Origin of the sequence: Paenibacillus sp. CF384, assembly GCF_900106745.1 — a bacterium.
Classification (GTDB): Bacteria; Bacillota; Bacilli; order Paenibacillales; family Paenibacillaceae; genus Paenibacillus_Z.
Map to the genome: position 1 here is coordinate 1 of NZ_FNNV01000023.1, position 22,396 is coordinate 22,396.

A 22,396-nucleotide genomic window follows, 5' to 3' on the forward strand; every position below is an offset into this window, starting at 1 on the left:
GACGTGTTTTTCTCATGATACACCTCGACCTGTTTTGTTGTATTTATAGTAACAGGTCGCTGTTATGTTGTGTCCACTTATTATCCTAAACTCAATAATGGGTATTCTGCAAGCAAATAAGCCTTGTACGCTTCGTTAGAATTTCGAATGGGCACATTTCTGCCGTATAAGCCCACTAGGATTCGTTAGAGTTGGAAATGAAGGACGCAGATGATCGAAGTCGAGAAATGGCGCCACAGCTTGCAGCTAGTGACGCCATTTTATAGTTGGAAGATGCCCTTCCGAAGGACATCCCAGATATTCCTCCGTAAATGCGTTGACAGCGTATTCAGGCTCGTGGTAAGATAACGCTTGTCACTGATTTAACACGGGGCCTTAGCTCAGCTGGGAGAGCGCATCGCTGGCAGCGATGAGGTCAGGGGTTCGATCCCCCTAGGCTCCACCATAATTAACCGTCAGAACCCTTCATAATGAAGGGTTTTTTTGTTTGTTTTCGTCTGTCTCTATGCATTTCTGAAATGATTTGGTGCCATTTTGGTGCCTAAATGATACTAAAAAGCATATGTTGTAATCAATGAGAAAGCAAGGGGAAGATCCCTACTTTGGGAGTTTGTAGCAAATGAAGAACATAATTTAGATGAAGAAAACTGTTATAAATATATCGCCGAACTACATGAAATTTGGTTGACCGCAGTAGCTAAATGTGGTCAGGTTGTAAGTGATATTAAAGAGTAAGCAAAGCTACTCAAAATGAGTGGTTTTTTTATTTGAAGGATATTTGTAAACAATTGTCGAATCCCCTTCTTTGGAAATTAGGAGGGGTTTGATGGAAAAGTATAAACCGTTGTATTTGTTACTTGGAATGACAACAGTAAGCTGGTTTGGATCGGGAATCCTGATTCAAGTAATCTGGGGCGATACCGGGAGAGGCACAATTGGTGATATGTTTGGAGCAATAAATGCGTTGTTCTCAGGTCTTGCTTTTGCTGGCATAATCTATACAATTATGATGCAACGAAAAGAATTGGCTCTACAACGTGAGGAATTAAAATTACAGCGCGATGAGGTAGCAAAGTCAACGCAAGAACTAGCAGGTCAAAGAGAGCAGATGGAGTTTCAACGGTTTGAAACTACTTTCTTCAATTTGGTGAAGGTTTATGGTGATGTGGTTAGCGAGATTAGTATTGGTACAGCGAGAGGTAGAGAGGTCTTCATTAAAGTCATGAATAATTTGCATCAAAACAATAATGATTTTGAATTTGTGTTTAAAGGTTTCCATTATCTATTAAACCATTACTTTAATACAGCAACTACTATAGTAGAATATGTTCACAAACATAAAGTTCTAATTGAAAGTGACAAGCAGCAGTATATTAAGTTCTTTAGATCACAGATTTCAGAGTATGAGTTGATATTAATATATTGTTTCACCAATAGAAACATCGAGCTTTTGAGTTTGTTTGAATACTATAAATTCTTTGAAGAATTGAACGATACAGTCAAAACTACTTATAAAATAAGTTAATATTAAAGAAATAATCTCTAATTAAGGAGAACTACATATGTCCAATAATTCATTTCCATTCCCATCAAGAAATGCTCAAAATACAGAAAAAAAAATTTACGTACACGGACAGTCATATGATACATTTGAAGAGCAATTACTTTCTTATCGTAGAAAAGTCTCTTCTGAAGCCTCAAGTATCAAGAATCAATATTTATATCTTGAAGATGAGATGATTAAGTCTTTTCAATATGTTGACCCTACTATCACTAATTTGCCGACAACCTCGGTTCGATTTGCAACAATTATTCGTGAGTGTTCAAACCTATTTGAGATTATTGCGAGATCTATCTATAAACAATTGTTTGATATAAATAGTAACTACCAATTGAATATTTTTAATTTTTTGTCATTAGATGCATTTCTTCATTTGAGAGATGTGTGTCTAGATAGCCCTTCTTTAGAAGGTGAGTTTGCTGGACATGATATCCTTCAGCCTTATAAATCTCTTGATGGATGGGATAGAAATTCAAGTGTTACGGAAGAACATGTTCCACAATGGTGGAAAGCTTATAATAAAGTTAAGCACGATATTAATGGAATAACGAGTCATGGAACATTTGCGAATGCACTTCAGGCAGTGGGAGCGATAAACATAATTATTAATAGAGTGTATGGATCAGGAGTTGTCGGGGGAACCTTAATTAAACCAACGAATGATGGGAATAGTAATCAACTCTTAGTTCCAGTATCAAAGTTATTTATTGATGATACAGTAATTACAGCAAAATTTGGTTAATCCTAGAGGCTTAGATTTATTTTGACAGTATATTGATGTTGAACGCCATTTCAGGTCAATCGGAGAATACTTTCGGTATAAATTTATACAGCGGCAGTCTAGGACATTATTTCTTGTCCAAGGGCATAGCTGTTTCTTTTTATCCAATTCTTAAGCGGGAGGTGTGCAGTATCAATATATTTGATAGGTTTGTTGCTTTCATCAATTAAGAAGCCGTAATGAGACGGTCAGCCGCCCGCAAGGTAAACGAATTATTAAATGGGTACGAACAGGGCGGGGCTTCGGAGACAAAGAAGACCATGCGGGGCTGGATCACAAGCTCGGCAAGTCCTAAGTAAGACATAGATCGTTCACTTGAGACGATTCGTGCAAGATCATGTGGCTTTATTTAAATGGCCCAATTGGAGTAGCAACGCTGAAGACGGCGAGAACGAATGTTATTGGACCAGGCTTAAGATTGAAGCCTAACATTTACGCTGAAGTGCTCGGGATGACTCCGGGGCAGGCTGACCAATAGGCAAGCAATGTACAGCACGAGTTTGTGATTTGGGCTGAGTCAAAGCATTCAGATGCAATTCGTAAGAACGTTACTGGCAGCGATGAGGTCAGGGGTTCGATCCCCCTAGGCTCCACCAATAAATAACCGTCAGAACCCTTCATAAGGGTTTTTTTGTTTGTTTCGAATGTTTTTACGTGTTGGTGCCTAATTGAATTTAAAAAAACTGCATCCCCGATTAAAGGAGATGCAGTTTATTCTGGTAGCTTTGTTTATTCTGTTAAAGGATTGCGATTGCTAAGAAGACCATTCTTCGCAGTGGAACTGCCTCTCCGCCTAATGTCTCTAACTTCTTTATAATGCGCTCTAGAGACAGGGGCACGGAGGGCGTCTTTTCCAACTGGTTCTTTCTCGAAAAAGACTTGATGCGTGTCTTCATCGTAAAACTCAATTTTGTCTTTTTGGACCATGAAACAACGGTCGATCTTGACAAAACCCTGTAAACTAAAAAACCGTTCTTGTTCCTCCGGACTTTTTATGTAGTAAAAGGCTCCCTCGTGCGTCTGGAGATACTTTTCGCCATTTAGACTGCCCACAAATCGGACATCGTTTAGGTCTATTTCGACAATATCGAAACTCCCGTCTTTGCGACGATTAACTACATGAAATGGGCGATGCATGCTTCAACATCCCTTCGATATACTACTTTCTAAGTTCCGCAGGGATTTCAGGTTTATTGATGAAAGCGTAAGAACCCACGAGAACGAAAACCGATGCTACTCCAATTACAATAGCAGCCACACCACGATATGCTAGTTGTTTCATCTGTTGTTTCACCCCCTTTCTTTGAAAGGTAATAACAAAGCTTGCACTATAAAAGCGACTGCAAGGAGGTCAGAAACAAATAGGAAGTTAGTCGCGACGAGCGCTGCGGATACAATTTTTAACAAAGGATAATATTTTGGGGAAAGCCGGGCGTACTTGTCATAGTTCGCCGGCGCGAAGATTAGCACACTTAGCAGTGCAACTGCTGTGAGGATGTAAGTCCAATTATCTGACAAGAAAATATGCGGCATTACTGCCATAGCAAACGTTGAGACAAAAATACATAGCCAACCGGACTTTAAGTGGTAACCGCCTGTTAATAGGCGAATAGTCGCGAATACTATTAATAATAATCCAGTTCTTCCAATTTCGCCAGTAAAAAGTCCTATTAGTAGAGAAAATGCAGTAATCGATACCGTATTCCAAATAATGCTCAACGAGTAGACGATAACGTCGACTGATGGCGCATTAGCTACACCATTTGCCTTCATTCGTACATTTAGGTCAGTGGCTATTTTACGCAGCATCTTCAGTATCCTTTCTCAGTGTAAAGTATAGGAATAAAGGAAGAGTCAGTAAAAAGACAACACTCGCGGCGATCACATATTCATCATAATTATTACGGAATACGACAGCCAGGATGGCAGCTAATACGATTGCGAATGCTATGATTGCTAATAGTATTGCATTCGTACCTCTAATTTCGACATATACTCGCCGTGAAGTTGGAACGAAGTCGAATCCCCAGTTCTTTATGTATACGGTTCTGGCAATCGCGATGTTGGCTAAACAAGTGATAATTTGTACAGCTGTTGCAGTAGCATGATTGCTGGTTATCGTCGAGAATGAAGTATCGCTAACCTGGCTAGCTACTAGAATAATTAAGCCCTGCACTGTAAATAGAGCGGCTATTCCCGCAAAATTCATGATTATGGAATGGAAAATCGGAACCCGGAACAAGATCCATAGAACGAGTACAAAGAGGATAAACTGGATATAAGAAGACAAATCACCAACAGCAGGATCTAAGCGCGAGAAGTAAGAAGCTTGACTCATTAATAAGGAAACTAGCAATACGTTAATGATCAATCTTCTGTCCAATCCAAACCTAAACAATGTAAACAAGAATAGCAGCGTGCCAATGTACTCGAATGTAGACCCAACAATGAAAAGAAAATAATTCATGCCCCGACCGCTCCCTTTATTTATCTTCGTCTTTCCTGCGGCGATCATCAGATTCATCTCTAAACTCTATAATTGCATCCTCAATCCAGAGCGGTCCGCTCTTAATGACAAGGACCGGATCAGGAAATCCCTTCGTCTTCCTCTTATGATGCATATTGCGCCGATCGATCCCCAGTATCTCTGATACCTCCGCACTGCCGACAAGTTTAGGGTAACTTGGGCTAGCTGCTACTTGTTCCCTCAAAATCCGTATTTCATCAATTAAGGATAGAATGCATTCCCCGACTTCTCCTCTCGCTTCATGCGCCAACTCGGTGCATTTCGTGATCGAGAACTTCAAACAATCACCCGCCTTACATAATATTACTTATATCCTGATTATACGACAAAAACGTATATACGCAATATGCATATTTATTGACAGTTTTTCTCAGCGCAGCTTTCAAACTAGTTAGTAAAACCTAGCTTGGGCTAAGGCTTTTATACTAGAAGAATTTCGAATGTGAAAGCACTTTAGCATCTTTGTAAATTGATAGAATACATTGAATAATAGACAAACGAAGTAGGTCACTATATGATCATGGTAATTGAATAACCACAGCAAGGTGCGTGTTTAGCCAACTAAACATCGCTTAAAAGGGAAGTCCGGTGCAAATCCGGCGCGGTCCCGCCACTGTTATTGACGAGCAACTCCATGAAAGCCACTGGTAGAAATACCGGGAAGGCATGGAGAAGCGTTGACTCAAAGCCAGGAGACCTGCCTTGACGTGTACTTGTGTTCACAGACTCTACGGATGATGGAGGCGGTGCTTATTTATGTTGTCATTTATTTGACTACGGACAGTGCCAGCCTTTGATTCTCTATGAATCGAAGGCTATTTGTATTGGGCTGCTCCCATCTCGCTTTACTAGGAAGGGGAAATTATGAACAGAAGCAGTAAATTAGTATGCGCCATTGTTATCTTGTGTTTGATGATTGGTCAATTGAGTATTGCACCTATATACGGTTCACCGGCCAAAGATGTGGACCATGCCATTCAGGATACAGCGGCTTACTTGTTGGCTGCGGTACAGGAACCTCAAGTTGGCTCCGTTGGTGGAGAGTGGGCTGTCATCGGTTTGGCTCGTTCCGGATACCCAGTCCCTCAACGTTATTTTGACGACTATTACAAGACGGTTGAGAACTACGTCATATCGCTGAAGGGCGATCTTCATGATAAGAAGTATACCGAATATTCCAGAATCATCTTGGCTCTAACCGCCATCGGAGCGGATCCGACCCATGTAGGCGGCTACAATCTGCTGACACCGCTTGGTGATTTCGATAAGACCATTTGGCAGGGGATAAACGGACCGATCTTCGCACTAATCGCTTTGGACAGCAAAAATTATGCGATGCCATTCAATAGCACGGCCAAGACGAAAGCAACAAGAGAAATGTACGTGGACGAAATCTTATCCAGGCAGCTGAAGGATGGTGGATTTGCGCTTTCCGGTACGGTGTCGGATCCGGATGTTACGGGCATGGCATTGCAGGCACTTGCGAAATATCAGGACAAGAAAAGCGTGAAAGCTGCAACAGATAAAGCGCTCGAGCGGTTATCGAAGATACAGGATAATAAAGGCGGCTACTCCAGCTGGGGAGTCAAAAATTCCGAAAGCACGGTTCAGGTGTTGATGGCGTTATGTGAGCTTGGCATCCCCATCAATGATAGTCGATTCGTCAAGAACGGCAGTACCGTTGTCGATGATCTCCTTGGCTATTATGCGGAGGGAAAAGGATTTCAACATGCAATCGATAACAGTGGCGTAAACGGAATGTCTACAGAGCAGGCGATGTATGGACTTGTGAACGCGGAGCGGAGATCGGCAAACAAGAATAGTCTTTACAGGATGTCCGACGTTATAAGGAAGACGCCTTCCACTTCAAATGAAGAGGCGGGCTTACCGGATAAACATAAGGATATTAAAGCAATGCCCGTGCTCGAAGCGGGCAAGACGTTCTCTGATATTGCCAATCATCTGAATAGAAAGGCTATCGAACAGCTTGCGTCACGCGGGATCATTAACGGTATGACCGCAGACACCTTTGCTCCGAATCGGACAATGACCCGGGCAGAATTCGCAGCGATCGTGACCAAAGGTCTGGGGCTGCTGCCAAAGGCAACTTCGGTATTTACCGATGTTCCTAAAGGCGGCTGGTATGCAGGTTACGTAGGTACTGCTTTCAGCTATGGGATCGTGAGAGGCACATCGAAGACAACCTTCTCTCCCGGCGTTACCATTACGAAGCAAGAAGCTGCTGTTATGATCGCGAGCGCAGCCAAGCTATGCGGCATGGATACCAATCTAAGCGTGGCAGAAACAAGAGATATGCTGGCTCAATTCGGTGATTATACGAAGACTGCCGAGTGGGCGAGGGCAGCGCTTGCTTTCAACTTCCGAGAGAATATTTTGTCGCAGGATGCATTTAATATTGAGCCTAAAGTGGCGATTACGCGTGCCGAGATCGCGGAGATGCTCTACCGCATGTTAGCCGCAACCAAATTGTTGTAAAGAGGCGTTCCTATGAAAGTGACCAGATCTAAAATCATCGCAGCAGCGATCTTTATTGCTGTTCTTGTCGTTGCGTATCTCAGTAGCGGCCCACTTGAGAGCCGCTCGCCTGAATCGCCACCTACTTCGACTGATGCAGCGCAAACGGCTGATGCTCATCAGCAGAGCGCAGATTCAACGGGAACAGAACCAGCTGTTGAGCAACCTGTAACGAATGAGAACCCAGTTGAAACGACGTCGAAGACGGACACGGACAATACTTTGACGGGAGAGTCGACTGCTTCAGCGAATACAGTTAAGTCTAGTGATGTGTCGACATCTATACCAAACACAACAAAGGGGAACGGCCAACAAGAGGTCAAATCCGGCAAACCAACAGTGAAGCCTCCGGTTAAGCAAGGCGATTCTTCACAGACGACGGCGTCATCGACACCGACGGAAGGCAAGCCTTCCAAGCCTTCCAAGCCTTCCAAACCCTCCAAGCCGTCCATGACGATTGATCCTAAGACCGGCAAGGATAAGTATTTGACCGAAGCTGTACCGGATGGCAAACCAGTCCCTGTAGAGCCGGAGGATTCAACGGTATCCGATAAGACGCTGACCGCCTACCTCTCCGTAAGCTGCGCTGCCATTCTGGATAATCTGGATAAGCTCGATCCCGAGAAGCTGGAGCTAGTTCCGGAGGACGGAATCATCGTATCGAAACGCGAAGTTACCTTCTATGAAGGGGAATCGGTATTCAATGTATTGCAGAGAGAATTGAAGAGAAGCAAAATTCATATGGAATTTGAAAATACGCCTATGTATAACTCTGCTTACATTGAGGGAATTAACAATCTTTATGAATTCGACTGCGGAGAGCTATCCGGATGGATGTACAAGGTAAACGACTGGTTCCCGAATTACGGAAGCAGCCGATACCAACTTAAGCAGGGAGATGTAATCGAGTGGGTCTATACCTGCGACTTGGGAAGGGACGTAGGCGATAGTTATGCTGCTGCAGGCGGTGATAAGAAATGAGAGATGCGTTCTCTAGCTACCATCCCGTCGTGAATTTCTCGTATTTTGCGCTCGTCCTATCCTTCTCGATGATCTTGATGCATCCGGTATGTCTGGGGATCTCGATCATGTTCGCTTGTGCCTACTCGATCCAATTAAACGGGAAGCGCGCCATGAAATTCAACTTATTCTACATGCTTCCCATGTTGGTCGTAACTGCGCTCATTAATCCGGCATTCAATCATGAAGGGGTAACCATACTCCTTTATCTGCATAGCGGTAATCCATTGACCTTAGAATCCATTACTTACGGTATTGCTGCAGCGACGATGTTCATAGCAGTCATCTGCTGGTTCTCCTGTTACAACGCCGTGATGACCTCAGATAAGTTCATCTATTTATTCGGCCGGGTTATTCCTGCACTTTCACTTGTGCTCTCGATGGTCCTTCGGTTTGTTCCGAAGTTCAAAGCTCAGTTTACCGTAGTGTCAGAAGCGCAGCGATGTATCGGAAGAGATGTTAGGAATGGCAGTGTGCTTGCGAGAATTCGGCATGGCATTCGCATACTGTCCATTATGACAACATGGATGCTTGAGAATAGCATTGAAACTGCCGCATCCATGCGCAGCCGCGGTTATGGATTGAAAGGGAGAACCGCGTTCTCGCTATACCAATTCGATCGTCGCGACCGGGCTGCGCTGCTCGTTATTTCTATAATTGGCAGCTATATTCTTGTAGGCATGTATGCGAAAGCCATGTATTATCGTTACTTTCCATCCATGCGCGGTGTGGAACTATCGGTCTTTAGTGTAAGCGTGTTTGCCGCATTTGCCGCGTTTTGCGCCATACCGCTGGTTATTAACGTTCGGGAGGATCTGCGATGGAAGCATTCACAGTCGAGCATCTAAGCTTCTCCTATCCCGGTTCTGATCGGAAAGCGTTACAGGATGTTTCATTTACCATTCGAGATGGAGCGTTCGTCGCACTGTGCGGCAAATCGGGGTGTGGGAAGTCAACGCTGCTCCGGCATCTAAAATCGGAACTTGCGCCGCATGGTGAACGGAGCGGATCTGTAAAGTTTCGAGGGACAGCAATGGAGAACTTGGACCGTCGTACGCAAATTGCAAACATCGGCTATGTTCTGCAGTCTCCTGATAATCAGATCGTCACGGATAAAGTGTGGCATGAGTTGGCTTTTGGACTGGAGAGTCTTGGCTGCAGCGCTCCGGAAATTCGTAGGCGCGTGGCCGAGACGGCTAGTTTCTTCGGCATTCAAGAGTGGTTTCATAAGAAAGTAACAGAGCTCTCCGGCGGGCAGAAGCAGCTGCTTAATCTGGCCTCCGTGATGGTTATGCAGCCTCAAGTGCTCTTGCTCGACGAGCCGACCAGCCAGTTGGATCCGATTGCAGCTTCCGAGTTTCTTGGTACACTGGGCAAGATCAATCGAGAACTCGGGATAACCATCGTGCTGACCGAGCATCGGCTGGAAGAAGTACTGCCGCTGTCTGACATCGTGCATGTGATGGATTTAGGTGAAATTGCCGTATCCGGCACGCCGAGGGAAGTAGGGGAGAAGCTCCGTGAACTGCGGCACGACATGTTCTACGCCATGCCTACGCCTATGCGTGTATATTCGAGGATTGATAATGCGCTGGAATGCCCGGTTACCGTTCGGGAAGGACGCGAGTTCTTACACCGGCTGGCGGAAACGACATCCTATTCCAAAGAAATGCCGGTGGAGATGACATGGCAGCAGGAGGAAATTGCTGCAATTGAACTTGACGAAGTCTGGTTCAAATATGATCAACATGCGCCGGATGTGCTGAAAGGGTTGTCATTGAAGGTGTTTCCAGGTGAGCTTCATGCGATTGTCGGTGGTAACGGGGCTGGGAAAACAACGGCGCTTTCTCTGATTTCCGGCTTACGCAAGTCCTACCGCGGGAAAGTCCTGCTCTATGGCAGGGCAATTGGGGAATATACGGATGGCGAGAAATACAATGGATTACTAGGTGTACTGCCTCAAAATCCACAAGCACTCTTCGTAGGAAAGACGGTGGAGGCGGATCTTCTTGAACTGTTGTCGGGGGTAGATCAAGCAACAGCTCAAGATCGCATTCGGTATGTTTCGGACTTATGCGAGCTGGATGAATTACTTGGCAGGCATCCGTACGATTTATCCGGAGGGGAGCAGCAACGTGCAGCTTTGGCCAAAATACTGCTTCTGGAGCCCTCTATTCTGCTGCTCGATGAGCCGACCAAGGGCTTGGATGCGGGGTACAAGCTGAAGCTCGCCGGCATATTGCATCAGCTTAAGCAGCAGGGTACGACTATTCTTATGGTCAGCCACGATATCGACTTTTGCGCTAGCTTCTCCGACCGATGTTCGATGTTCTTCGATGGTGGAGTCGTATCGGACGGTCAGCCTCGGGAGTTCTTCTCGGGCAATCGTTTATACACGACGGCAGCGAATCGGATGGCTAGAGAGCTGCTTCCTTGGGCTGTTACGCCTAATGAGATTATCCATGCTTTTGGCGGTCTTAAAGAGGACGCGATTAGCTTCGCCGGTCAGCGGCAGGCATTCGCAGCATTGGCAGTTGCACCAAGGCCCAAGAAAGGCGCATCCTCCCTTGGGACAAGTCAAGATCAACAAGTGCCTGCTGATCAACGAAAGCTCTCTAAGCGAACCCTTACAGCCATGATGATGATTGTATTGCTCATTCCGCTGACGATATGGTTCGGAATCTACTATCTCGATGACCGCAAGTATTACTTTATCTCCATGCTTGTGATGGGGGAGACGATACTGCCGTTTGCCTTCATGTATGAGGGCAGGAAACCGCAGCCCAAAGAGCTGGTGACGTTAGCCGTATTATGCGGCATAGGTGTAGCCGGCCGTATGGCGTTATTCATGGTGCCGCAGTTCAAGCCGGTACTGGCGATCGTCATTATTTCCGGCGTAGCCTTAGGTCCTGAAGCAGGCTTTCTTGTTGGCGCGGTCACAGGTTTTGTATCCAATTATTATTTCGGTCAAGGCCCATGGACGCCTTGGCAAATGTTTGGTTTCGGCATAATCGGATTCATGGCCGGCGTGTTGTTCAGAAAAGGCTTGCTTCGCCGAAACCGAATAAGCTTAAGCCTATTCGGGGGAATTGCTGCATTTGTCATCTACGGCACAATCATGAATGTCTCTTCTGTATTCATGACGCAGACCAAAGTTACAGTAGAGATGTTCGTCCTTGCCTGTATAAGAGGTATCCCGTTCGATCTCATTCACGGGTTTGCGACGGTTGTGTTTCTGCTTATGCTCGCCAGACCCATGCTTGAGAAGCTGGATCGCGTGAAAGAGAAGTATGGGTTGATGAAGTAACGGTGATTTACGCAGGTGATTAAACTAGATTCGAACAAGATAAAGAAGCACTGCAGCCCATCAGGTTGCAGTGCTTCTTTGTTTCTTCATTACATTTCCGAAGTCAGTTGATTAGAAGCTACTTTTAGTTGCTGTAAGCAGTATTTCGTCCTACGAATGACGATTATCATAAATTTGCAGGAATAATCTGGGGAGGTTAAATGAATGCACAGAAAAATGTTGGCTTTGGCGCTAGTATTCGTCTTGGCGTTTGTATCGATGAATACGATTCTGCGGACGGCCGAGGCGGCACAGAGCGGCAACTGGATGACGGATGGCGGAGGATTCGAATCGGGCATCGCGGCCTGGGAGGATTGGGGCGCGACAGGCGTGACATCGAACGAAGCGGATGTACATTCAGGCGAACAAGCGGCCGTCATCGGTACCGGCGAAGCGATTGAAGGAGGCGCGGGCTGGTACGTCGCCGACGTCACCGGTGGGCAGAAGTTCACCATTTCCGCATGGGGTAAAGCAAGCGAAGGGGAAACGGCGATCGTTGGCGTCAAAAGCCTCAATGGGCCGGCCATTCCCGGAAGCGAAGCATCTTTGACGTTCTCCGGGCAAGCTTACGAGCAGAAGTCGATTACGTATACCGCTGCTGCGGGGGCGACCGAGCTGCTGATTTACATCTACAAAAACGAAGGGGCAGGATACGCCTTCATTGACGATATCAGCGTTGTCGCAGAGACGCCGGAGATCGATATCGTCCACCCTCATAATCATGCATACTTGCCGGAAGAATGGTTTTATCTGCCTAAACCGGACGAAACGATCGCAGAGCGGGTAGAACAGCTCGAACAGCACGAGATCGAGTACCAATTCGCGAACATTGGCTCCTTGCAGGCGGACGGCACGATCGATCCTACACAAAGTGACGAGCTCGGCCATTGGATCAAGGTTTCTAGAGAGACAGATCCGAATCAGAAAGTCATCGCGTGGATCAACGGAAATACAGAGCGCCACCTGCATGTAGGCACCGAAGAGGAGAAGGTGGCCATGCACGCAACCATCGTCAACTCCTTGAAAACGATGATCGATACGGGGTTTCTGTACGAAGGCGTCTATTACAAAGTAGACGGCATCCAGTTCGATATCGAACCGCTGCGCGCGCGGTGGAAAGATGACCCCGAGCTGTTATCGCTGCTGAAGGATATTCGGAATGCGGTAGGTAACGACGTGCATCTGTCCATTGCTACACCGGCATGGGACAGCGTGTGGTCGAATGCCTATATTACGGAAATCGCGAATGTGATGGATATGCTGAACCCGATGATCTACGACACGATAGGCCCAGACAGCTGGAAGCCGAATGTTGTACAGAGCGGCGAAGAATACGAGGCTTTATGGAAAGCGACTTCACTCCGATATAGCACGGCAATCGCGGCGAGCAATAATCCGGATTGTCAATTAGCACCAATAATGCCAGCCTACGATACGAAAGGCTACACGGAGACGGACCCTACGGTGCCGGAGTACGGACAGTTCGTTGTCTATCACGATCCTGTTATCGAGAACGTCTATCATGCCGCACGCGGCTTGAAGCAAGCGATAGCGGACGGGGCGAATGTGTACGGATCAGGTATCTTCTGGTGGGGGACATTTATTCTTGATCATCCGGATCCGCGCGATAATCAAGATTATTCCCACGCCAGAGGCTGGTGGAAAGACGAGTGGCTGACGAACGGCGTCTCGACTGACGTTCCTCAGGAACCCGAGCAGCCGGAAGCGCCAGAAGATGGCAGCGCTATCGTAAGCAATGGCAGTTTCGAATCCGGGACATCCCCTTGGGAAGATTGGGGCTTTGTTGAATTCGTCAAAGATCCGGCTCCGAACGCCGGGAACAAAGCGGCCCGCATCGGCTTGGAAGAAGGAGGCATGGGGCAAATCGTGACCGGTATCGGCGAAGGCAAGAAGCTGACATTGTCCGGTTGGGGTAAAGTCGATATCGTCGGGGACGAAGCGATGATCGGGATCGATTGCTTAAACGATAAACCCGGCGCAGGCGGGGGCAATAAAATACCCGGCGGGAAATTCACTCTTCGGTTCGACGGAACGGCCTATGAGAAAAAATCAATAAATTTCACGACGGTGCCAGGCACGACGAAAATCCAAGTCTACCTCTATAAATCATCGACTGCTGGCGGCTACGTCTACGTAGATGATATTCGCGTAGAACTTCAACAGGATCCACCGGCACAACCGCCGGTTTCCGGATCGACGAGCGCTGCTAGCGCGGTCATCGTCCCAGCTAACGCAGCTAACGGCGGCATGGTGCAGCTAATTCTTCCTAGCGGAGCTGTCAACCATAGTTCGACGAACGGCAGCTCGCTGACAACGGCGACAATTGGCGGAATGCCGCTTGAACAAGCTTTTGCGCAAGCTAAAACAGACAATGCCTTATCTCCAAAAGTAAAGATTCAGATAGAAGCGGTCGATGGCGAGCTGCGGACGCTATTGCCTGCTGCTGCATTGTCACAAATTAGCAAATCGACGCCAGGTGCTACGCTCATACTGATCTATGATGGCGGCAGTTACGAGCTCCCATTGGCGTTAATCGATGCGGAATCGCTCGGCACCAAGCTGGGAGTTCCAGCCGTTGAAGTCTCGATTAAACTATCGGTCACCCCTGTGACAGCCGATATCGACGGACGTCTGAAGGCGGCAGCAGCCGCGCAAGGCATCGTTCCGTTAAGCGGTGCGATCGAATTTACATTGGTCGCGGAAGCCAGTGGCAAGACCGTCGCCTTGAATAACTTCGGATCGACGTACGTAGCTAGAGGAATTGTCTTGGATGAGAAGATCGACGCAAGCCGTTCAACCGGCGTCTTGTATGATCCGGATACGAACCAATTCACCTTCGTTCCGACTGCGTTTACTTCGCGGGAAGAAGGCGTAACGGAAGCGAAACTCTCCCGCAACGGCAATAGCGTGTATGTGGTCGTGACGTCCAACCATGCATTCGAGGATTTAACCGGGCATTGGGCTCGTAATGATATTGAACGCCTAGCAGCGAAGCTGGTCTTAAACGGGGTAGGCGGTAATCGCTTCGTACCGGACGGCCAAGTGACGAGAGCGGAATTCACGGCGATGTTGGTTCGCTCGCTTGGTTTGACCGGATCCGCAATCGCGACGTTCTCCGACGTTCAGTCGGACGCTTGGTTCGCAGGCGCCTTAGGCACAGCGGCGAACGCCGGTCTTGTACAAGGCGACGCCGCCGGGAAGTTACGGCCGGACGCTCTTGTAACCCGCGAGCAAATGGCGGTCATGGCGTCGCGCGCACTGTCTTGGCTTGGCGTTCAACATCCAGCTAAGCCTTTGAATCTCGAAGGTTTCGGAGATCAGGAGCAGATTGCTCCATGGGCCCTTGCCGACGGGCAGCTGGCCATCTCAACCGGTCTTCTGAAGGGAAGGAACGACACCTTATTGGCGCCTAAATCCTATGCGAGCCGTGCCGAAGCCGCCGCGCTCATCGGACGAATGCTCGTTAGCGCCAATTTCAAGTAATAGGAGTACGACTGTGAAGTCAGCTTAACTAAAAAAGAGACGTTGGGGAGTGCCCCAACGTCTCTTTCGTCATTCAGCAGGTCAACCTTTAACCCCGCCGGCGGTTAATCCTTCAATGATTTGTTTTTGCAGAACGGCGTAAATCACCATGACCGGCACGATGCTGTAGACGATTCCCGCCGACATTTGAGCGTAATTCGTGTTATAGATATCGCGGAACCCGACCATTCCGACCGGCAGCGTTCGCAATTCATCGGTGGAGATGAAGAAATTCGCCATTAGAAACTCGTTCCAGTTTCCGATGAAGTTGATGATAAACACGGTTACTAACGCCGGAACTGTAATCGGCATAATGATTCTTGCGAATATGCCCTTTGCACTCAAACCATCCATGACGGAGGCTTCTTCGATTTCACTCGGTATCGATTTCATAAACGCCGACAGTATAATAACCGTAAACGGAATTGCACCGGCAGTGTACGGCAGGATGAGTGCCATGTGGGTTCCCAATATGGGCTGACCAAATATCACTAGCTTATTTAATAGGATAAAAATAGGCAAAAGCAAGGCGCCGCTCGGAATGAGCAAGCCGATCAGGATGAATTGATACAATCCTTTGCTCATTTTCTTATAGCGCATCCGCGTAATCGCAAATGCTCCCATGGAAGAGAAGATAATCGTCGCAATGGAACATAGCGTGGCGATATACAAACTATTAAGGAAGTAAACACTGATCTTCGCATTCACCCAAGCCTCGTAGTAATTCTCGAAATGAAACGAAGAAGGGAATCCGAACGGATTGCTTGCAATCGCCTGGTTATCCGACTTGATGGAGGAGAAAAGGACGAATAGGAACGGGTAAAGAGTCACGACTAAATAACCTAATAGAATAATATGGGGGAGACTCTTCTTCACTGATCTTAGTGTCATCGTCATTAGTATTCGACCCTTTCGACTCTTCTGGCAATTAAGAATTGGTACAAGGCTGTAAGAATGAGAGAGAACATGAAAATCAACACCCCAATGGAGTTTCCATATCCATATTTCGCATTCGTGATCCCGTATTTAATTAAATAGGTTGCCATTACATCGGTTACCCCGCCTGGACCGCCATCCGTCATGACGATGATAATATCGGCCGCTTTCATCGCACCAGAGATGGAGAGCATAATGACTACGGAAATGATCGGCATGATAAGCGGCACCGTAATTCGGGTTGCACGGGTCCAAGCGCTGGCCCCGTCGACAATGGCAGCTTCATCGATTTCTCTCGGAATGGACAAGATTGCAGCAAGGACCATGACGACATAGAATCCCGTCCATTGCCACGCATTGGTGATCAAGATCGAAAACATCGCCCAACTGGTGTCGGATAACCACATGACAGGCTGAAAGCCGAGTTTCGTCAAAATTTGATTGAACAAGCCGATATCCGGTTCATAGATGAAACTCCACAAAATTCCGATTACCGCAGTCGACATCACGGAAGGAACAAATACGGCTGTTTTATATAAACCTTTGAGTTTCTTGACGTTACTGATTAAGAGAGAGAAGAAGATAATGACCGGAACTTGCACGAAAACCGAGAATAGAATGAATTTCCCGTTATTGAGAACGGAGTCCCAGAATAAAACATCGCCAAACGCATGCTTAAAGTTCGTCAAACCATTAAACTTCGCTTCGGTTAAACCGTTCCATTTCATAAAGCCTGTAGTGAAGGCAGAAATCATCGGATAAATGAAGAACAAGAGATAGAGCAGTAGGAGAGGCAGCAAAAACAGGATATAGGTCCATGGGTTTCGTAATGTTTTATTCATCGGTTCCTCCGCGATAATCAGACATTGGCTGCATGAGTCGAGCTTATAAAAAAAGTACCACCCACTCTGAGGCGGGTGGTACTTTCCTTGCTTATATGCTTTTAGAAATCGTCGTTGTTTGCTGCATCTTGCGCTTTTTGAACAGTGTCCAGCATGGCTTTAGGTGTCACTTTTCCGCCGATTAGTTTTTGAATGCCTTCGCTGATCGCCGTATTTACGTCAGGTTGAACCAAGGAATCGAATGCAGGGAAAGCACCGCTTGCTTTGTTGCCTACTGCAATGATTTCTTTTACCAGGTTAGAAGCTTTGGCATTCGCCAATTTCGTGCTGTTTACTTTCATGGAAGGCAGGACGCCGTCTGCTTCAAGACCGCGAATTTGCATTTCGTCATTGTACATGTTCTTGATAAACGATTTTACGAAGGCCATTTGCTTCTTGTCGTTTTTCACTTTTGCCGAGAAGCCATAACCGTTGGAGAAACCGCCGTTTACAGCCGTTTGGCTGCCTTTGCCGCCAGCTACCGAAGGCAATGCGAAATAGCCAACTTTATTCGTCAAATCGCCGGCTTGTTTAGGATCCGCAAATACGCTGGAAGCCCATGAGCCATCATACATCATGATTGCTTCGCCACGGATGAGCTGGTTGCGTTGTTCCGCATAATCCAAACCGAGTTCACCTTGTTTAAAGTAGCCTTTCTTCACCCAATCCTGGTACTTCGTGAAAGCGGCCACCATTGGAGCGCTATTCCATTTGGTTTTGCCGGTTGCAAACCCGTTCGTAATATCCGGACCTGCATAACGGGACCATAGGGTATTAGCTGTCATTAACGGCACCCATGCGGCTTTGGAAGCTTGAGCAAAAGGCGTTTTCCCGTCTTTCTTAATGGTAGCAGCCAATGTCTCAAGTTCAGCCAATGTTTTTGGCGTCTTCAGGCCTTTGGCTTTGAAGTACTCTTTATTGTAGAAATAACCTTCTTGGTAGCCGCCGATAGGCAAACCGTACACTTTGCCGTTCACCTTAAATTCGTCCAAGGAAATAAATCTATTCGACAAGCCAAGCTCTTTCAGAATCGGTGTAAGATCAAGCAATCGATTGGCTTCAACATACAATTGCGTATCTGCTCCACCGAACAGATCAAAGATCGCAGGTGCTTTGTTGACTACCATTTCAGAGCGTAATTTCTCTTTGCGGTTGACGTCCGAATCTACGCCGTCCAGTTTGTATTTGACGCCTGGCACTTCTTTTGAAACCTTGCTCAAGACATCTTTTAAAATATTGAGACGTTGTTGTTTGGCCTCGCCCAGTTGCGTATGTCTGATCACGATGGTGTCGGTTTTTGTAGCCGCACCAGCCGAACTTAAGACAGTTGTTGACGCAAGTACTACGGCGAGTGCTGGGACCAGAAGACTCTTTTTCATTGTAAATGAACCTCCCAATATGGTTTATGTATCTATTTCAGAATAAGATTGTTAGTAAATTTAGGATAGGGGGATATTTCCATTATAGAAGGATAAAATTATACAACTATAGTCTTGAATTAATGGGCCCTTTGCTGCTGGCTTCGTAAAGCTAACCCTTTCTTCGTCCTGGTTACTAGAGTAATATGGTTCAAATCTATGGGAGTCGAGAACCTAAAGGTGGGAGAGTGTTGAAGGGGAGGGGGCCAGGGGGCTGGAGTTAGTTCGAACGGGGTAGGGTCGGACGAGCACGGCGTCTAGGTCTATGGCTAGATCCGGTAAAGCAAATCAACTTCCCCCGCAGACTTCTGCCGCTCCCCCTTGCCATGCCGATGTCGCACGCCGCTGCTCGGTTAACGGTTGTGAGAGTGGCTATTTGGGATAATTAGGTCTGATTTATTTTCTAACGGTTGCCAGAGAACTTATTTGGGAAATTACCCATTGGAATCGAGCGTTGTGAGGCAAATAAGGCCTCACACAACCGTTAGAGCTTGAAAAGCAGCAAATTCCGCGAAATAGCCACTCTGGCAACCGTTAGAAACTACTCCTCGAAACTATATTAGTTGTGCTGTACTAGGCAATATGGAGGTGATAGCGCTAACGGTTGTGAGAGTGGCTATTTGGGATAATTAGGTCTGTTTTATTTTCTAACGGTTGCCAGAGAACTTATTTGGGAATTTACCCATTGGAATCGAGCGTTGTGAGGCAAATAAGGCCTCACACAACCGTAAGAGCTGGAAAAGCAGCAAATTCCGCGAAATAGCTACTCTGGCAACCGCTAGAATGGCACCTCTGCGAATGACTGACTCTTATGTTACTAGGCGATAAGTACGATAGCGTTGGCTTCCACTTGCAACCTCCAGCAATTTTTTCTCCATTAGGCTGCGAAGGAGCACTCGGACGCGATTTTCGGTGAGCAGCATGTGGCTTGCTAGCTCGGTCGGAGCAACCGGACGGAGTAGTCTGTGAACATAGCGCATAATTTCGGCTTCAGCCCAGTTCAGTCCGGTGGGAGCTGCACGGGCTAGAAACTTTCCAACGAACGAAAGGACGAGCTGCTTGCAAACGCCAGGATCATCTCGAATGGACAAGTATGCAATGGGGAGGAATATCCAGTCATCAAGAACGAGCAGTGATTGTTTCATACATAAATCTTTAAACCGGCTGACCTCGATATCTCTGGCATGACTCCGAAAATCTTGAATTTCAATACAACCTTTTAGACTACCTGGCATGTACGCAAAATCAAGATAACGAAACCCATTATTAAAGTCTCTGACTTCGTATTCAGGGTATAGATGCTCTAGATTTCCAATGGCAGGAAACCAGACTAAGCGCAAAAATTCGATTGATCCGTGGCTCAATCCTTTCTTAAGTATTTCCCGCCTTCTAGGACTTTTCTCCTCAGCAATATGCTGCTCGATCCAGTTATGATAGACTTCGTCAAATCGGCTCATTCCTTCACATCCCTCTCTATGTATAAAAAATACCGCCTCGGAACGTCATTGTCGAAAAGACAAGACGTACCAAAGCGGTATGTGCTTCACACCGTATACAGTGTGAAATATACCATGATATGGGAATTAATTCAATGTGCAGTACAACTTCGCTGAAGCTGAGAGAAGAAGGATTATGATTCGTGTCCATGGAACTCCTTTATTGTTGGCAGAACTAGGAGGGATCCCTATTCAAAAAGACGAAGAGCTTGTTGCAGCAACCGTTAATGGGGATGTGAATGCTTTTTCTTTATTGGTTGAGAGATATGCCAATGCGCTCTGTTCGGTTGCTTACGGAGTCATTGGCGATTTCCATTTGGCACAAGATATTGTTCAAGAATCGTTGGTCAAGGCTTACTTTAATCTGCATACGTTGAAGGATGCCGTAAAGGTAGGAAGCTGGTTATATGCCATTACTTATCGGCAAAGCCTGGATGCGAAGAGAAAACTGCACAATGCGCAACAAGCGCTTGAAGGGGCAGCAGGAATAGAACATTCCCTTACATTCGATGAGATCGTGGAGAAGCGGGAAATCCGAGCAGAGGTTTGGAAAGCTTTAAACGGACTGGATGAGCGCAATCGGATCATCATGGTATTATTTCATATCAGCGGATTTTCCATGGCGAGTATAGGGAAGTTTCTGAATATGTCCGTCAGTGCGGTTGAAAGCTGCCACCGAAGGACTCGAAAGCTGTTAAAGCAAGAGCTGATGGATGTCTACTTCGATGGATTGAGAGATCAATATCCGGCTCTACTGATGAAGTCTAAAGTAACAGCTAACATAATTAAAAAGGCCGGCCATTTTTACATACCTGTATCCGACAAGACCCAATCCTCAACATGGTTTGTGGATCAATTCGGCTTGTTCTCGGATCGGAATGGGGATCTGATTCTTCCATCGGGACAAATCCTGTATTTATTGCCGTTCAAACCTTCAGACATCATCTTCGCTGCCGACGACGTGATCGTGCCCGTATTGTCCTTCGAGGTGGATGCGATTACGGATGTGTATGAAAGGCTTAAGAAGAATGGCATTTCTGTCGGCCAATTAGAAAATGGAATGACAGGCAAACACTTTTTCTTCCAGGACTTGGACAATAACCGCTTCGGCATTTATCAATCCCAATAATTTTTTAATTGAAGTGACGGAATTTCGATTTGCCATTCGTCTATTTATTGAATAATGAATTGGAGGATGATGAGCATGAATGAGGAACAATTGACAATGAAAGAAAAGGAAGAGAAAGAGATTAAACCGCTTCTGAAACGCGTATCCCATAACTATTTGCCGGTCTCCGATTTACAGAAGGCATTGGCATGGTATATGGAATACCTTGGCTTAAAGCATATCAGCGATAATCGCACCGATAGGAACGATGGCGGGATTCTTATCCTTGGCAATGGTCAATGGTTGTTTCTGCTGGAGTCCAAGAGCCATAAAAATGCCAACTTTATTACCGACGACTGGGAAGGCGACAATTACGAAATGTTTTCGCTGACCTTCGAGACAGATGATATCATTACGCTTCATGCGTCGCTTCGCAAGAGCGGAACGCATGTAGAACCTATCGTTGATCTTGGGGGGTGCGGTCTGCAATTTAAGTTTAAAGACCCGGACGGCAATAAATTCAATGTCTGGCAGGATCCTGACAAAGGTTCGGCACAATAAACACACAGCCACGTCCAATGGACGTGGTTTTTTTTTGCTTTACAGGACACCTAAAGGTGTTATATTATGAATTGGGACACTGATTGGTGTCCGATTACAAAACATAAAGGAAGTGGAGTTTACGTGCATATACTCGCCATTATTCTTCAAAGCTGGCTGCTCTTCTCCATGGCATTCTTCGGAGGAAGCAAGCTTGCAGGAGCTAAGCATCAGGTTGAACTATTCGATTCGATTAAATTGCCTCAATGGTTTCGCGTCATTACAGGGATCGTCCAAATTGTTGCATGCATTGGACTTATCATCGGATACTGGACTCCGGGGTATGCCGCATGGGCCGGCGTATTGGTAGGCGTTATGATGATTGTGGCGCTGCTCTTTCATTTCAAGGCTAAACATCCATCCTTTCGCAAAAGTATTCCCGGCTCTATTGAATCTATTGATTGCTGCCGGAGTAGTCATTCTATATGCGGACGACATGTCCAATCTATTTGGCTAGGCCGTACTTTAAGTCCACGAATATCGTTCGTGGGCTTTTTCTATACTTAGAAGCTACTAACCCCAAGGTAACCTAGTGAATTTAATGTGCGTACTATTCATTTCCAGTATTGTTGTTTATATTCTAATTGATAGACTATTTAGTAGATCCAAAGAAGGCGTAATCCAGGCACATCATCAAATCTGTA

19 protein-coding genes, 1 tRNA gene and 1 riboswitch are annotated in these 22,396 nt (G+C 46.3%); of the genes, 11 read left to right on the forward strand and 9 right to left on the reverse strand.

The features are described 5' to 3' along the window. Positions 1-369 precede the first annotated feature (369 nt). The 3 genes from BLW29_RS27320 (at position 370) to BLW29_RS27330 (ending at position 2,303) form a co-directional block, all read left to right on the forward strand. Positions 370-445: transfer RNA gene (locus BLW29_RS27320), tRNA-Ala, on the forward strand. A 381-nt stretch (positions 446-826) separates the two neighbouring features. Next, entirely contained in the window at positions 827-1,525 is a 699-nt protein-coding gene (locus BLW29_RS27325; protein WP_090985669.1) for a putative phage abortive infection protein, read from the forward strand. Positions 1,526-1,562: 37 nt separating this feature from the next. Then, the gene (locus tag BLW29_RS27330) at positions 1,563-2,303 is read left to right on the forward strand and encodes a hypothetical protein (RefSeq protein WP_090985671.1); all 741 of its coding nucleotides are present in this window, start codon (positions 1,563-1,565) and stop codon (positions 2,301-2,303) included. Between the two features lie 768 nt (positions 2,304-3,071). On the opposite strand, the gene BLW29_RS32195 is transcribed toward BLW29_RS27330, so the two are convergent. Genes BLW29_RS32195 through BLW29_RS27350 form a run of 5 tightly spaced genes read right to left on the reverse strand, consistent with a single transcriptional unit; the run spans position 3,072 to position 5,149 of the window. Beyond that, positions 3,072-3,479: a LytTR family transcriptional regulator DNA-binding domain-containing protein gene (locus tag BLW29_RS32195; RefSeq protein WP_090985673.1), complete on the reverse strand. Its 408-nt coding sequence runs from the start codon at positions 3,477-3,479 to the stop codon at positions 3,072-3,074. A 22-nt stretch (positions 3,480-3,501) separates the two neighbouring features. Then, complete coding sequence (locus BLW29_RS31930; RefSeq protein ID WP_256208974.1) at positions 3,502-3,624, reverse strand: hypothetical protein; 123 nt, start codon at positions 3,622-3,624, stop codon at positions 3,502-3,504. An 8-nt stretch (positions 3,625-3,632) separates the two neighbouring features. Then, positions 3,633-4,151, reverse strand: a complete 519-nt coding sequence (locus BLW29_RS27340; RefSeq protein WP_090985674.1) for an accessory gene regulator B family protein — start codon at positions 4,149-4,151, stop codon at positions 3,633-3,635. Further along, positions 4,141-4,809, reverse strand: a complete 669-nt coding sequence (locus BLW29_RS27345; protein ID WP_090985676.1) for a hypothetical protein — start codon at positions 4,807-4,809, stop codon at positions 4,141-4,143. Before BLW29_RS27345 ends, BLW29_RS27340 begins: the two co-directional genes overlap by 11 nt. A gap of 16 nt (positions 4,810-4,825) precedes the next feature. Further along, positions 4,826-5,149, reverse strand: a complete 324-nt coding sequence (locus tag BLW29_RS27350) for a hypothetical protein (RefSeq protein WP_090985678.1) — start codon at positions 5,147-5,149, stop codon at positions 4,826-4,828. Positions 5,150-5,395: 246 nt separating this feature from the next. Further along, positions 5,396-5,589: riboswitch (cobalamin riboswitch) on the forward strand. Between the two features lie 144 nt (positions 5,590-5,733). Between BLW29_RS27350 and BLW29_RS27355 the strand changes: the two genes are divergently transcribed. The 5 genes from BLW29_RS27355 to BLW29_RS27375 all read left to right on the forward strand — a co-directional run bounded on the left by BLW29_RS27355 (position 5,734) and on the right by BLW29_RS27375 (position 15,274). Then, complete coding sequence (locus tag BLW29_RS27355) at positions 5,734-7,365, forward strand: S-layer homology domain-containing protein (protein WP_090985680.1); 1,632 nt, start codon at positions 5,734-5,736, stop codon at positions 7,363-7,365. 12 nt (positions 7,366-7,377) lie between these two features. Further along, positions 7,378-8,385 (forward strand): DUF4430 domain-containing protein, encoded by a 1,008-nt coding sequence (locus BLW29_RS27360; protein WP_090985682.1) that lies wholly within the window; start codon positions 7,378-7,380, stop codon positions 8,383-8,385. Next, a complete protein-coding gene (locus BLW29_RS27365; RefSeq protein WP_090985684.1) occupies positions 8,382-9,272 on the forward strand; it encodes an energy-coupling factor transporter transmembrane component T in 891 nt (296 codons plus the stop codon). Before BLW29_RS27360 ends, BLW29_RS27365 begins: the two co-directional genes overlap by 4 nt. After that, the gene (locus BLW29_RS27370) at positions 9,245-11,731 is read left to right on the forward strand and encodes an ATP-binding cassette domain-containing protein (RefSeq protein ID WP_256208975.1); all 2,487 of its coding nucleotides are present in this window, start codon (positions 9,245-9,247) and stop codon (positions 11,729-11,731) included. Before BLW29_RS27365 ends, BLW29_RS27370 begins: the two co-directional genes overlap by 28 nt. A 204-nt stretch (positions 11,732-11,935) precedes the next feature. Further along, the gene (locus tag BLW29_RS27375; RefSeq protein ID WP_090985686.1) at positions 11,936-15,274 is read left to right on the forward strand and encodes an S-layer homology domain-containing protein; all 3,339 of its coding nucleotides are present in this window, start codon (positions 11,936-11,938) and stop codon (positions 15,272-15,274) included. An 81-nt stretch (positions 15,275-15,355) separates the two neighbouring features. Here BLW29_RS27375 and BLW29_RS27380 read toward each other — a convergent pair whose 3' ends face one another. The 4 genes from BLW29_RS27380 to BLW29_RS27395 form a co-directional block, all read right to left on the reverse strand. Next, positions 15,356-16,210 (reverse strand): carbohydrate ABC transporter permease, encoded by an 855-nt coding sequence (locus tag BLW29_RS27380; RefSeq protein ID WP_371264805.1) that lies wholly within the window; start codon positions 16,208-16,210, stop codon positions 15,356-15,358. Beyond that, a complete protein-coding gene (locus BLW29_RS27385) occupies positions 16,210-17,091 on the reverse strand; it encodes a carbohydrate ABC transporter permease (RefSeq protein WP_090985688.1) in 882 nt (293 codons plus the stop codon). The genes BLW29_RS27380 and BLW29_RS27385 overlap by 1 nt, the downstream gene beginning before the upstream one ends. Before the next feature lie 101 nt (positions 17,092-17,192). Then, a complete protein-coding gene (locus BLW29_RS27390) occupies positions 17,193-18,509 on the reverse strand; it encodes a type 2 periplasmic-binding domain-containing protein (protein ID WP_090985690.1) in 1,317 nt (438 codons plus the stop codon). An 848-nt stretch (positions 18,510-19,357) separates the two neighbouring features. Further along, positions 19,358-20,005 carry a transcriptional regulator gene (locus BLW29_RS27395; RefSeq protein WP_090985692.1) on the reverse strand — a complete coding sequence of 216 codons (648 nt, stop codon included), beginning with the start codon at positions 20,003-20,005 and terminating at the stop codon, positions 19,358-19,360. 205 nt (positions 20,006-20,210) lie between these two features. On the opposite strand from BLW29_RS27395, the gene BLW29_RS27400 reads away from it, so the two are divergent. The 3 genes from BLW29_RS27400 (at position 20,211) to BLW29_RS27410 (ending at position 22,259) form a co-directional block, all read left to right on the forward strand. Next, positions 20,211-21,173, forward strand: coding sequence for a sigma-70 family RNA polymerase sigma factor (locus tag BLW29_RS27400; RefSeq protein ID WP_177186843.1), 963 nt, complete (start codon positions 20,211-20,213; stop codon positions 21,171-21,173). 75 nt (positions 21,174-21,248) lie between these two features. Beyond that, positions 21,249-21,713, forward strand: coding sequence for a VOC family protein (locus tag BLW29_RS27405; protein ID WP_090985696.1), 465 nt, complete (start codon positions 21,249-21,251; stop codon positions 21,711-21,713). A gap of 66 nt (positions 21,714-21,779) precedes the next feature. Next, complete coding sequence (locus tag BLW29_RS27410; protein ID WP_256208976.1) at positions 21,780-22,259, forward strand: DoxX family protein; 480 nt, start codon at positions 21,780-21,782, stop codon at positions 22,257-22,259. Positions 22,260-22,396: the final 137 nt, after the last annotated feature.